This window comes from Candidatus Clavichlamydia salmonicola (assembly GCF_015356765.1).
GTDB classification, from domain to species: domain Bacteria; phylum Chlamydiota; class Chlamydiia; order Chlamydiales; family Chlamydiaceae; genus Clavichlamydia; species Clavichlamydia salmonicola.
Genome location: NZ_WTCQ01000003.1, coordinates 42378 through 54566, shown reverse-complemented (window position 1 = coordinate 54566; position 12189 = coordinate 42378). Strand labels below are relative to the sequence as shown.

General features: G+C 32.6%; 12 protein-coding genes and 3 tRNA genes. 12 read left to right on the top strand and 3 right to left on the bottom strand.

From position 1 onward, the window contains the following. Positions 1-33: 33 nt before the first annotated feature. From CLAVI_RS03390 to recO, 8 genes are all read left to right on the top strand, one after another. Positions 34-729 (top strand): hypothetical protein, encoded by a 696-nt coding sequence (locus CLAVI_RS03390; protein WP_194844192.1) that lies wholly within the window; start codon positions 34-36, stop codon positions 727-729. Positions 730-810: 81 nt separating this feature from the next. Continuing rightward, positions 811-893 (top strand) — tRNA-Leu (locus CLAVI_RS03385). A 280-nt stretch (positions 894-1173) separates the two neighbouring features. Continuing rightward, positions 1174-2316: a two-component system sensor histidine kinase NtrB gene (locus tag CLAVI_RS03380; protein ID WP_194844191.1), complete on the top strand. Its 1143-nt coding sequence runs from the start codon at positions 1174-1176 to the stop codon at positions 2314-2316. Further along, positions 2307-3473, top strand: coding sequence for a sigma-54-dependent transcriptional regulator (locus CLAVI_RS03375; protein WP_194844190.1), 1167 nt, complete (start codon positions 2307-2309; stop codon positions 3471-3473). The genes CLAVI_RS03380 and CLAVI_RS03375 overlap by 10 nt, the downstream gene beginning before the upstream one ends. A gap of 136 nt (positions 3474-3609) precedes the next feature. Then, positions 3610-3683, top strand: a tRNA-Arg gene (locus CLAVI_RS03370). Positions 3684-3785: 102 nt separating this feature from the next. Then, positions 3786-4445 carry a ribosome hibernation-promoting factor, HPF/YfiA family gene (gene hpf / locus CLAVI_RS03365; protein WP_194844189.1) on the top strand — a complete coding sequence of 220 codons (660 nt, stop codon included), beginning with the start codon at positions 3786-3788 and terminating at the stop codon, positions 4443-4445. Beyond that, positions 4420-4920, top strand: a complete 501-nt coding sequence (locus CLAVI_RS03360; RefSeq protein ID WP_194844188.1) for a type I restriction enzyme HsdR N-terminal domain-containing protein — start codon at positions 4420-4422, stop codon at positions 4918-4920. The genes hpf and CLAVI_RS03360 overlap by 26 nt, the downstream gene beginning before the upstream one ends. A 15-nt stretch (positions 4921-4935) precedes the next feature. Continuing rightward, positions 4936-5664 carry a DNA repair protein RecO gene (gene recO, locus CLAVI_RS03355; protein ID WP_194844187.1) on the top strand — a complete coding sequence of 243 codons (729 nt, stop codon included), beginning with the start codon at positions 4936-4938 and terminating at the stop codon, positions 5662-5664. Here the strand turns inward: recO and CLAVI_RS03350 are convergent. Together CLAVI_RS03350 and CLAVI_RS03345 are read right to left on the bottom strand one after the other, a co-directional pair. Then, positions 5651-6280 carry a hypothetical protein gene (locus CLAVI_RS03350; RefSeq protein ID WP_194844186.1) on the bottom strand — a complete coding sequence of 210 codons (630 nt, stop codon included), beginning with the start codon at positions 6278-6280 and terminating at the stop codon, positions 5651-5653. The genes recO and CLAVI_RS03350 overlap by 14 nt on opposite strands. Before the next feature lie 20 nt (positions 6281-6300). Continuing rightward, a tRNA-Leu gene (locus CLAVI_RS03345) sits at positions 6301-6382 on the bottom strand. A gap of 142 nt (positions 6383-6524) precedes the next feature. Here CLAVI_RS03345 and CLAVI_RS03340 point away from each other — a divergent pair. Then, positions 6525-7316, top strand: coding sequence for an RMD1 family protein (locus CLAVI_RS03340; RefSeq protein ID WP_194844185.1), 792 nt, complete (start codon positions 6525-6527; stop codon positions 7314-7316). 10 nt (positions 7317-7326) lie between these two features. Next, positions 7327-7605, top strand: a complete 279-nt coding sequence (yidD, locus tag CLAVI_RS03335; RefSeq protein WP_194844184.1) for a membrane protein insertion efficiency factor YidD — start codon at positions 7327-7329, stop codon at positions 7603-7605. Here the strand turns inward: yidD and CLAVI_RS03330 are convergent. Further along, positions 7544-8680 carry a LysM peptidoglycan-binding domain-containing protein gene (locus tag CLAVI_RS03330; protein WP_194844183.1) on the bottom strand — a complete coding sequence of 379 codons (1137 nt, stop codon included), beginning with the start codon at positions 8678-8680 and terminating at the stop codon, positions 7544-7546. The genes yidD and CLAVI_RS03330 overlap by 62 nt on opposite strands. 80 nt (positions 8681-8760) lie before the next feature. Between CLAVI_RS03330 and pheT the strand changes: the two genes are divergently transcribed. After that, positions 8761-11163 (top strand): phenylalanine--tRNA ligase subunit beta, encoded by a 2403-nt coding sequence (gene pheT, locus CLAVI_RS03325; protein ID WP_194844182.1) that lies wholly within the window; start codon positions 8761-8763, stop codon positions 11161-11163. 9 nt (positions 11164-11172) lie between these two features. Then, positions 11173-12129, top strand: coding sequence for a toxin-antitoxin system YwqK family antitoxin (locus CLAVI_RS03320; protein WP_194844181.1), 957 nt, complete (start codon positions 11173-11175; stop codon positions 12127-12129). Positions 12130-12189 lie beyond the last annotated feature (60 nt).

Sequence of the window (12189 nt, the reverse complement as noted above, 5' to 3'; positions counted from 1 at the left end):
TCTTTTTTTTATTACTTACTCTGTCTGCTATTCATGACTTTGTCTTTAACAGGATGCTGTCATTCTTCTTTTTGCAAAGCAAGCAGGCGCTATTGTCTGTCTGAAAGACACAATAATTGCACAAACTATCCCCCATCGCATGTTCCATTAAGATCACCTAATCCTTTTTGTGATGATCAATTATACAGAAGAAGCCCACTCATCACACAAAATTCTTTTATGTGCAAAGGCTCCTTAAACAATCCTTCTTTACCTCATTCACAGAATCATCTACAAGATTGTCAAGGAGGAGAAGCTCATGGATTTCCCCAGCACAATGGAAAAGAGTATATAAATCCTGAGCTGATTCTTCTTTTAAATCACATAAGATCAATTTTACAAACTGCTGTTACAATCATTGCTGGACACCAATGTCAAAAACATTTTGAATATTCCCAAAATGTTTCTGCCAATCTTCCTCACATTTTTGGTTCTGCAGTAATATTTAGCATAGATAAACCTTCTGTTACCCCTGAACAAATTTGCCAAACAATTAAAACTTTTTATAATTCTTCTCCAGATTTCTATACTAATACATTTACTGCTGACTCACCTTATCCAAATATGAGTAATTCTCAGATATCTGTATTATTTGTTAATGATACTGAAATCCAAAATGTAGCCCCTAATAACAAAGTTCTTGTCCAAATTGTTATGAAAAACATCCCATCCAACATGGAAATAAAATAACTTTTTTACAATGAAGGATTCTCATTAAAGATTAAAAGGGTTGGTATTATTCCTTTTCTTTATTATTATTCCTCTTTGCATGCCGGTGTGGCGAAATGGTAGACGCGATAGACTCAAAATCTATTCTTAGCAATAGGGTGTTGGTTCGAGTCCAATCACCGGCATTCATTTTTTAATATTTGAGTTTCTTCAAAAAAGTTTTTGTAAGCAAAAATAGTCAAGCTCATCTGCATTAACAGACAATTCTCATATTATATTTTTTTTCCTTACAGCATTTTGTGATTTTTTTTGTTGCAGTATTGCTCTCCTATTCTATTGGTTAAAAATAAAAAATAAATTTCAATTTTTCAAATATTAAACTTATTTAAAAATTGTATTTTTTAAACCTTGATAAAAAATATTCCCTGGTTATTTTTGTATAAAAATTAATATATAGATAAATGCATGAAAACTCATTCCTCTGATTTTACTATTTCTATATCAAAACTTCTTCAAGAAACTCATAAATTAGAGACATTACAAACACTTATTTCTACTAAATTACAACAAACCCGCAAGCTATTTGAATCTTCTCAACTACACCTAGAAGAACTTTTTTCCTATATGCCTGATGGAATTCTTTTTGTAACAAAGTCTGGTATGATCTCACTATCTAACCCTTCAATTGAAGAAACCCTTGGATTTCCTCATAATTTTTTACAAAATAAATATTTTTGTGATTTACTCCCTGATAGTATTTTTGGATTTTCTATTACTGACGCACTCTTACATCCTCCAAATCCACAAACTCTTATTATTACCCTTGGAAGAGAAAATGCTCAAGAGCATGAAATGGAAGTTGTTTTGCGTCCTATTCGCGCAGAAGGCCTTATGATTATCTTAAGAGATCGATCACATTTACAATGCTTAGAAGAATCTCTTCAAAGACATCAACGACTTTCTGAACTTGGACAAATAGCAGCTTCTTTAGCCCATGAAATTCGCAATCCTTTAGGCGGGATAGAAGGTTTTACTTCTCTTCTAAAACAAGATTTACATAAGCCCTCGCAACAGAGAATGTTAAATTCAATCATTGGAGGTGTTCAAACATTAAACAACCTTGTTTCTAATATTTTAGATTACACAAAACCTCTAAGATTACGTATGAAGCAATTTGATCTGATTGCTTTAATTAAAGACCAAATCCCTTTGATTGAAGCAGAACAGTTCCCTCGGGAATGCCTCTTTCACTCTTCTTTAAAAAAAATGTCCCTTATTGCAGATCCAGATCGTATGAAAACAGTAATTTGGAACTTAATACGTAATGCTTTTGATGCCTCTCCTTCTAACTCTTCTGTAGATATTCATATTGATCCTAATGGCACTATAATTATTACAGATAAAGGCAAGGGTATTTCTAAAGAACAAATTGATAAAATTTTTACTCCTTTTTTCACCACAAAAATTAAAGGTTCAGGATTAGGATTATCAGAAACTGTCAAAATCATTGAAGCTCATGGTGGCACTCTTCATGTTAATTCTGAAGTAAACAAAGGCACATCTTTCTTCATTAAATTACCCTTACCTAATGGATTAATATGGCAATAGATAGTGTCCTAATAATTGATGACGAACCACTTATGCTTGCCTTTCTTGTAGAAGCCTTACAACGTAAACATTACAATGTATTCTCTGCAAAAAATGGAAGAGAAGCTCTTCATTTTTTAAAATCTCAAGCTTTTGACCTAGTTATTACAGACATGAATCTTCCAGATACAACAGGTCTAGATATTCTAATAAAAGCAAAAAAAATCTCACCTTCTACTTTATTTATTGTAATTACTGCTTTTGGAACCGTTGAAAATGCTGTAGCTGCAATGAAAGCTGGCGCTTCTAACTATCTTCTTAAGCCATTTTCTGTAGAAACACTGGAAATGATGCTTCTAAAAACTCAAGAACATCTTTCACTAATTGAAGAAAATACTTTTTTAAGAAATCAAACAGACCATTCCTCTATTCCAGAAGCTCTTATAGCTTTTAATCCTTTAATGAAACAAACACTAGCACAAGCACAAAAAATAGCTTCTAGCCATGCTAGTGTATTTTTACATGGAGAATCTGGTACAGGCAAAGAGGTTATGGCAGGTTTTATCCATAGATCATCCCCTCGGGCTAAACATCCCTACATTAAAGTTAATTGCGCTGCTATTCCAGAAACACTTTTAGAGTCTGAATTTTTTGGTCATGAAAAAGGAGCTTTTACTGGAGCTGATAGTAAAAAATTAGGGCGTTTTGAACTTGCCCATAAGGGATCTTTATTATTAGATGAAGTCACTGAGATACCCATAAAACTACAACCTAAATTACTAAGAGCCATACAAGAATTAGAATTTGAACGACTCGGTGGAACTAAATCCATATCTGTAAATATTCGTATCTTAGCTACTTCAAATAGAAATTTAAAACAAGCTGTCGAAGAAAATATTCTACGCTCAGATCTTTATTATCGCTTAAACGTTGTTCCTCTTCGAGTTCCTGCTCTCCGAGAACGAGTTGAAGATATTATTCCCTTAGCAACAAGCTTTTTAAAAAAATTTTGTAAGAAAAATGGTAAAAAACAAAAAACATTTTCTCCCAGTGCAACTAATAAATTATTAAAATATCCTTGGCCTGGAAATATTCGAGAATTAGCTAATGTCCTTGAACGATGTATTATTTTAACTGATGATGAAGTAATTGAACAAGATGCCTTATTTATTGATTAATCTTATCCCTTCATTTTATAGAAACTCTTCCTTTTGAAGCTTTTCTCTTGAAAAGACTATGCATCCCTGATAAATTTCCTTCCTGGATCTTTTTATTCTTTTCTTAAGAAATGAATGTCCATGAATACATAGATATGCACTGATAGCTCAATAGGATAGAGTACCTGGCTTCGAACCAGGTGGTTGGAGGTTCGAGCCCTCTTCAGTGCGTTTTTTATATCTTTTCCTTTTCTTCTAATCTTCATCAAATTCAATTTTTATATATAATTATAATAGATGATTAAAAAAATTAGAAATAGAAAGGATATAGTTATGGAAACAAATAATCATAAAGATTTACCTGAAGAGAATCATCCAGAAGCTTCCTCTGAAAAAATTTCCTACTATTTTACAGGCCGTCATACTTCAATAACAGATAGTATTCGTTTTTTTGTAAAAGATCGCTTAAAAAAACTGCATCATTTGTTAAAAAAAGATCATCCCATCAAAGTTAATGTGATCGCAAGCTCTATAAAAACAGAATCTCATGCTCGGATTACAATTACTACACCTCACTATACAGATACCTCTACAGGCTCTCACAAAGAATTATATTCTGCATTAGAAGAAGCTTGCTCTAATCTACTTAAAACTCTTTCTCGTCGACATGAGCGATCTCGTGACCATCGCCATAACAGCTTATCTGTTAATGAAGCTTTGCTACAAGACCAGATCTCTTTTCAATATTCAAATGAGATATTAGAAAAAGAAATTGATGAAGCCATTGATACATCCTTATTTGATCTATTTCCAGGAAATATCATTCAAGAAAAGTCAGAGAAAATAAAGACCTTAACTACAAAAGAAGTTATTATAGACATGCGGCTTAATGATACTGATTATCGCATATTTAGAAACTCTGAGAATTCTTCTCTATCAATGATATATCGTCGACAAGACGGAAACTATGGACTCATTAAATTACAAGGATAACGATTCTGATTATCTTTATGATCCTGTACGGCAACTTAAAGTAAAAAATTCTCCTGAAGAAAAGGTAAGACAACATCTCATTTTATTGTTATCTAACAACTTAGGCTACCCTCTTTCCTTTTTTTCTATAGAGAAACAATTATCTACTCTTAAAAATTTGCCTCCTTCTTTATCTAATCAAAAAATTCCACTAAGAAGAATTGACCTACTAATTTCTGTACCTATACGCAATAACTTTGAAACTAAAATGGCTCCTTTTTTAATTGCAGAATGTAAGCAATCTTTGCTTAATTTTCAGGCTGAAAAACAACTACTCAGTTATAATTTTTTTATCCGTGCGCCCTTCCTTCTGCTTACTAATGGCTCTGAAATTAAAATTGGAAGTTTTGATAAAGACAAAAAAACTTTTATCTTTAAACCTGGGCTCCCTCCTCATTTTAATGAGGTATATTCCTCTACCATTGCTTGCACATAACCAATTATTTTTAATATGTTTATAACAATAGAAGCCATAGTCCTTAGCTCTTTACCTCTTAATGATCAGGATAGCGTCATTCTTTTATTTTCAGAAAATGGGTTATTTCGGATATTCGTAAAAAATGGAAAAAAATATCAATCAGCTCATGCCACAGCTATAACCCCCTTAACAAAAGGGCTCTACACATATCGTTACTTACCAGGAAAGATGATGCGGCTTGAAGAAGCAAAAGTTATTAACCATAACCTTCACTTAAGAAAAGATTTTGAAACTTTATCTACAGCCTTGAGCTTAACTGATGCTTTGAGCTCTTCTCAATTTCTAGGAAAACCTGCTCCCTATCTTTATCAATTATTCATCAGTTTTTTAGAAAAAATATCTCTAATTCCAGATCCTAGTATTCTAAAAACTACATTTTTATTAAAAATTATCAAGCATGAAGGCGCATTGCAATTAGAACCTATATGCTATAATTGCGAAAAACACACTTCTCCTACTTTTCGCTTCGCAGGATATATCTTTTGCAAATACCATGCCTTTACAGCATGTGTATCTTTTGAAAAAAATGAAGAGATTTTTTTGCAAACATTAGCTCTTTCTCGATCTTTTGCACAATTAGCTGACTTATCACTATTTAAAGAAAATTTATTTGATAAAGTATCTATACTGTTTGACCAAACTATTTCTAAAGAAAAAATTTCGTCCTCTTCTGATATCTCAAAAAAGCTTACTCAACATTAAGGAAAATGGTGCCTCCTTGATGACTTTCAAGATTAAAGGTCAATAGAATTGGAGAGCTCCCAACTAATTTATTTTGAAATGTTTTCCGACAAAGACCTCTACTTTTTTGCTGTAAGCCATTTAAAATCTTTACCTTTCCCTTCCATGACACTTTGGTATGAATAATAACTCCTACATTGCTTGGGCATGTAATGTGCATGTCTTGCTCTTTATTAGTGACTGTTATCAAACAATCACGCTGCCAAGGTGCTACAAAGTTAAGCTTCATTTCTGAAGAACCACAAGCAATCATTATTTTATTCAACAAAGGGAACTCTCCTGAAAAAGTTCCTTTCAATAAGCCAAAAGAACCTCGATATAAGATCTCTTGTAATGCTGGAAAATCTCCTGTTAAAAAAAAATCTACCCGTTTCTTTCGAATAGCATCTATATCAATAAATTCTAGCTCAGGATAAGACCCATCTAAATCTATATGTTCAATATATTGGCGTTCTTTAATCTGTAAACATCTTGGGTAAGAATCATTCTGAGGAAGAATATCTGTAGCAAAAGTAGAAAAAAAAGAAGAAAAAGTCATCAGGATGATAAAAATCCCCGACATTGAAAAAAAGTACATTGTGTTCTCCATAAAAGCATTGCGAAAGGGGGGAGTCGAACCCCCATGGATTGCTCCACTACCACCTCAAGATAGCGCGTATACCTATTCCGCCACTTCCGCGTCTTAGCTTGCAAGAAACTGTTCTGATTATAAAGACATAGAGGTTTCTCTCAAGAAAAAAATCTTCTTTAAAAATAATCCACCTGCAAAAAAAAAATCAGCTATAATGAGGTTTTAAGCATTATTTTTTTAAATCTTTATTATGCGCTGTGCTGTTTACTGTATTACATCTTCTTATAATCTAGCTATTCTTTTTGATTTTTTAAGAGATCATTATACCACTGAATTATATCAAGAAGTGATCTATATAAAAGACCCTAATAAAAAAAAATATGCAGAAGCTTGTTTTTTCTCTTATGGTATTGCTGTATTTTGGAACTGGACTATAGAAGCTGAATCTCAATTTTTATTCTCTTTGCCCTCAGAAAAGCTTCATAAACCTCCTCTAACAGCTATGAACACTTATGAATTTGACTATGCTCCTGAAAATAAATTTTATAGAGACAAGTTATTTATTCAAAATAATGATGCCCTTACAAAAATTGCTGTTTCTTTTGGATTATCCCAATCTATTAAGTTAGAAATTTTTGAAAATATGATTAGTCAAACTATTGAAAATTCAAAACAATTTCCTCTAGATTTAGCTAGTAGTGGTAAAATTTTCTTATCTCGTAAAGAACTTTCTAAAAAAATTGGACAACTTTTTATTGATAAAGCATTGGTAAATTTTCACTCTGATATTCTTGATGAACCTGATTTTTTTTGGGAACAACCTAATTATCATGTTGTTTACCAAAGCATCGCAAAAAGTCTAAGTATTCAGCAGAGAACTGATGTCTTAAATCATAGACTTTCTATGTTAGGCGATTTACTTGAGATTTTAAATGATCGATTAAATCATCAACATGCTGCAGCTTTAGAGTGGACGATTATCTGGTTGATTGTCATAGAAGTAACCTTAACAATATTAAAAGACCTTTTTCATCTTTTTTAAAGAAATTATTATGCAAAAATTTCTACAAACCTTAGCCATTTTTTTCGTAAGATTTTATCAAATTGGATTAAAATTATTTCTACCTCTAGGGTCCTGCCGTTTTCACCCTTCATGCTCTAGATATTCTATACAATCTTTTGAGATGCATGGTTTTATTAAAGGCTGTTTTCTTACCCTTAAAAGATTAATTAAATGTGGTCCGTGGCACCCTGGTGGATTTGATCCTGTCAGTCCAAAGGTATCAAAATCTTCTCTCCAAGTAGAAGTTTTTCTGAAGATCGATGATTAAAAATCATTAATTCCTTAACTGTTACTTTATATTTTTTTGCTATCACCCAAAGTGACTCACCTGAACGCACTGCATGCTCTTTATAATTTTTTCTTGCTACAGGCTTAGTTGCTGCAATAATTTTTTCTTTTGGGCAAATATATTCATTTGCTTTCTTTAATACATTATTACTTCTTAGCTCCCCCATCTTGATTTCTTTGCTAAATTTTATTGCTATTGGATCATCTAGGGGTAATAAATTTAAAATTTTTAAAACTTCATCATCTGAACAAATATGCACTGCATAATTAAAATCAGTAATCAAAAAAAATTGCGCAGCTTCTACTACTCCTTTTTTTATATAACTTAAGAAAAATGATTGCCTCTGCTCTTCATCTGACTTATTTTTACAAGATATTTTTTTAATATTTTCTTCAAATAAATCTCCTCCACCTTTGACTAGTATGTTTAATAGTTGCTCTCTACAATCTATTTCTGTCTTTTGAGATAATATTTTTAAGCATTCTAAAAACTCTTCTGTATTACAAAAACATTCTAGTAAATCTGAGGTACAATTATAGGCCCCAATAGTAGCAATTAACTCTAACATTCCTCTTACAGTATAGGGAAAGGCTTCTGTAGAAACAAATTTATGACATAACTGAAAGTCTGCTACTTTCATTCCAATAGGAAATAACCAGGTTTTATCCTTCCATATCATTTTATTATAAGTAAATGCACGCCCACATGCCCTTTCTAAATCAAAAAAATCTCGAGAGACTAAAATAGCTATAACAAGATCAGAAACCCTATATCCATGATAATAAGATTGCGTTTCAGATAAGAAATTCATAAGATCTGACGCAGGCAATACTTCTAATGCCTTTAAAGAGGTTAAAAAAGGCTTTTTTATTAACAACTCCCCTACTTCTAATTGTTTATTATTTTTTTCTTTTAAATTTTTCTTTATGAATAAATGTTGAAAAATTAAAAAAGACAACAAAATATTAATAACGCCACTTATTATTAACGCCTTAATTATTTTTTTTAATATACTTGCCTGCTTAGGAAATACTCCTGCATTTTGATTTTTCATAAAGATAAAACTTGTTGAAATCTCTTGTCAGTATAGGTAAAAACCATGTAAAATACCCCTCTAAAAAGTTTTCTTTTAATATGCGCTGTTCTCTCTCTACTCTTCAATTATATTTACAAAAAAAAATTTCTATTGATGATCTGCATCAATGGGTTGATCGTATTGGTATTGAAATTGAAAAAATCTCAGTCCCTACATTTACCTTTAGTGATGTCATCATAGCAGAAGTTATATCTACTACTGCACACCCTAATGCTGATTCATTATGTATAGCAACAGTATTTGATGGCCATGTTGAGAGGCAAATTGTTTGTGGTGCTTCCAATTGTCGCATGGGTATCCGTGTTGCTTGTGCTATTCCTGGTGCTATACTGGATATTGGGAAAGATCCTTTTAAAATCAAAAAAAGCAAGCTTAGAGGTATAGAATCTTGTGGCATGCTTTGTTCTCATGAAGAACTTGGACTTTCTGCAGACCTGTATGGTGTAGTTGGTGGCATTATGGAATTACCATCAGATGCTATTCTTGGAAAAAAAGTAGAATCTCTCTTTAGCGATCCTATTATTGAATTTGCGCTGACACCTAACTTAAGTCATTGTAATTCTTTCCTAGGACTTGCTAGAGAAATATCTTTATTTGCAGATAACGAGCTTGTTAAACCTTCATTTTTGTTAGATGAAGAAACTTCAGCATCTAATTTAGTTATAGAAGCAAACCCATTTGTAGTATCTAACTATGTATATCGCTTAATCACTAACGTTTCTCTAACTAAAACCCCTGAATCTTATGTAGTAGCCCTAGAGAATGCTGGGTTAAAAAGCATCAATATCATTGCTGATATTACCAACTTCGTAATGTTGGAAACAGGGCATCCCTTACATGCTTTTGACGCAGACAAGGTCACAGATCATAAAATCTTTATCCGACTTTCCCTTGAAGGTGAATCATTTACATCAATTAATGGAAAATTAGTGACCCTTCCAGAAGGCCTTCCAGTCATCTCTGATAGTACAAAAATTTTAGCTTTAGCAGGAGTTATTGGAAGTGCTGATAGCATGATTACAGAAAACACGCGCAATGTTTTATTAGAAACAGCAGTTTTTCCAGCTCGTCTTATCAGACAATCCTCAAAAAAAACAAATATATCTACAGATGCATCTTATCGTTATGTAAGAAATGTAGATGCCAAAGACAGTCTTTTTGTATCTGAACGAGCCGCATCCCTCATTGCTCAGCATACAAATGGAAAAATAGAAACAGCATCTACTTATCAAGATTATAAGCCTTTAGAGTGGACTGTATCTTGTAGAGTTTCTCGTCTAAATAAGATTTTAGGTACCTCACTTACTAATTTAGAAGTAATATCTCATCTAAATGATGCAGGATTCTCTATTATTGATGAACCAACAGATACCCTTCATGTATCTGTTCCTAGCTATAGACATGATGTAGCTATAGAAGCAGATCTAATAGAAGAAGTTTTACGCCGTATAACACTTAATAACCTTCCTACTGGCAACCCATACCCATCTACTCACTACACTATACCTGAAGACAAAAATATTCTTGTAAAACGTAAACTGCGATCTTTACTATTAGAAGAACGATTACAAGAAATCTATACATGTGACCTTATTCAAGCAAAAGAAGAGCAAATTCTCCAAAAAGATATAATATTGGGAGAAACTATCCCCCTATTAAATGCTTCACATGAAGATTCAATGATTCTTCGCACATCATTACTGCCATGCATGCTTAAAACAGCATCTTACAACATCTGCCATAAAAATAATTCCTTAGCTATATTTGAAATAGGAACCACCTATCTTCAAAAAGATAAAGCATTTGTAGAAACAACCAAACTAGGAATTCTTCTATCTGGGGATTACTATCAAGCAAATTGTTTTAATAAAACTGATTCATTTTCATTTTTTCACCTAAAAGGATTTCTAGAAAATATTTTCAAAAAAATGAATCTTAAATCAGCTCCAATTTTCAAAAAAAACGATCTTCCTTATTTACATCCTTTCTCTCAAGCAGAGATCATTTTTAAAAATAAACTCCTGGGAATGATAGGTGAAGTACACCCTCTAGCATTAAAAGATTATGATCTTAATGTCCCTATATTCTTTGCAGAACTTAACTGCATGGAATTTAGCAACGACCTTCTTTCTATAAAAAAATTTTCTCCTATTAATCCTTTCCCTGCTTCTGAAAGAGATCTCACTCTTTCTGTAAAAAATACACTCCCGGCAGGATTAATTTTAGAGTTAATTAAAAAGAAAAAAAGGAAGAAGCTTGAAAATGTTCGGTTAATGGGTATATATCATAGTGATACCTTGAGATCTGGGATTAAGAATGTTTCTTTAAGAATGACCTACCGAGAAAAAGAAGGGACGCTTTCTGCTCAAGCAACTGACGAAGAACATAATGCCATCATTCATAGCATTACTGAAGAACTGAAAAAACAAGACTTTATTTAAGGAGATGTCATGAGAAAAGTATATTTTTTGATTATGGCCCTAAGCGTCTTTTCTTTAAACCTTACAGCACGCTCACGTTGTCAAGAAAATGTCATTAAAGAAACCTATACGCACAGTTATGGCATTATTATTGGTAAATCTGAATGGGTTCGTAGAGGAAGAGATGGAACTATATGTTCTTTAATGAAAGATGGTTCAACCATCCTACGCTCTTTTAATAAAGGCCTTTTAAATGGAGTCACTACATATTCTTTTCCATATTCCTCAGTAGTATCTGTGACTGAAGGCTATGAAAAAGGACATTTAATCTCCCGAAAACATCATTTTACAAATGGCCTTCCAGAAAGACAGGAACTTTTTAATGAACTAGGAGAGCGCTCTAAACTGACTACTTGGTATGAAGATAGCAGTCCTGCTTCTGTAGAAGTTTTTGAAAAAGGACTTCTTATCTCTGGAGAATATACTAATCCCTTCGGAAAAGAAACTACTCATGTAGTAAATGGAAATGGCATTCGTTCCTTTTTTTCTTTAGAAGGTAATCTTACTGCTCAAGATAATATCACTGCTGGACTAATGGTAAAAACCATTACTTTTTACCCTAATAAAGACCCTGCCACCATCACTTCTTATGAAAATGAAATGGTACATGGCTTACGTCATACATTTTTTCCTGGTGGAGTTCCCTCTACCCTTGAAGAATGGCGTCATGGTCGTCAAGATGGCACCACGATCATTTTCAAAAATGGACAAAAAGTCTCTGAAATTCCATATGTTAATGGAGTACGTCAAGGTGTAGAAGTACGATATAATGATCGTGCTGAACTTGTAGAAGAGATCTCTTGGAAAAATGATCTATTACATGGTATTCGCAAAATCCATGCAGCAAATATTGCTAAGATTGAATGGTATCACATGGGAAAACATGTTTCCCGTACAACATTTGAAAGAATGAATACTACTGGGTAATTCATGATTTTTCATATTATCAGCCCTATAAAACGTTAATATTGAAAAAGCGTTTTTAGG

What these genes read in the sequence shown, in the direction of transcription:
- CLAVI_RS03375 (WP_194844190.1), top strand. Translation starts at nt 2,307, where the DNA reads ATGGCAATAGATAGTGTCCTAATAATTGATGACGAACCACTTATGCTT.
- recO (WP_194844187.1), top strand. Translation starts at nt 4,936, where the DNA reads ATGTTTATAACAATAGAAGCCATAGTCCTTAGCTCTTTACCTCTTAAT.
- CLAVI_RS03350 (WP_194844186.1), bottom strand. Translation starts at nt 6,280, where the DNA reads ATGTACTTTTTTTCAATGTCGGGGATTTTTATCATCCTGATGACTTTT.
- CLAVI_RS03320 (WP_194844181.1), top strand. Translation starts at nt 11,173, where the DNA reads ATGAGAAAAGTATATTTTTTGATTATGGCCCTAAGCGTCTTTTCTTTA.
- CLAVI_RS03340 (WP_194844185.1), top strand. Translation starts at nt 6,525, where the DNA reads ATGCGCTGTGCTGTTTACTGTATTACATCTTCTTATAATCTAGCTATT.
- CLAVI_RS03380 (WP_194844191.1), top strand. Translation starts at nt 1,174, where the DNA reads ATGAAAACTCATTCCTCTGATTTTACTATTTCTATATCAAAACTTCTT.
- pheT (WP_194844182.1), top strand. Translation starts at nt 8,761, where the DNA reads ATGCGCTGTTCTCTCTCTACTCTTCAATTATATTTACAAAAAAAAATT.
- CLAVI_RS03390 (WP_194844192.1), top strand. Translation starts at nt 34, where the DNA reads ATGACTTTGTCTTTAACAGGATGCTGTCATTCTTCTTTTTGCAAAGCA.
- CLAVI_RS03360 (WP_194844188.1), top strand. Translation starts at nt 4,420, where the DNA reads ATGGACTCATTAAATTACAAGGATAACGATTCTGATTATCTTTATGAT.
- CLAVI_RS03330 (WP_194844183.1), bottom strand. Translation starts at nt 8,680, where the DNA reads ATGAAAAATCAAAATGCAGGAGTATTTCCTAAGCAGGCAAGTATATTA.
- hpf (WP_194844189.1), top strand. Translation starts at nt 3,786, where the DNA reads ATGGAAACAAATAATCATAAAGATTTACCTGAAGAGAATCATCCAGAA.
- yidD (WP_194844184.1), top strand. Translation starts at nt 7,327, where the DNA reads ATGCAAAAATTTCTACAAACCTTAGCCATTTTTTTCGTAAGATTTTAT.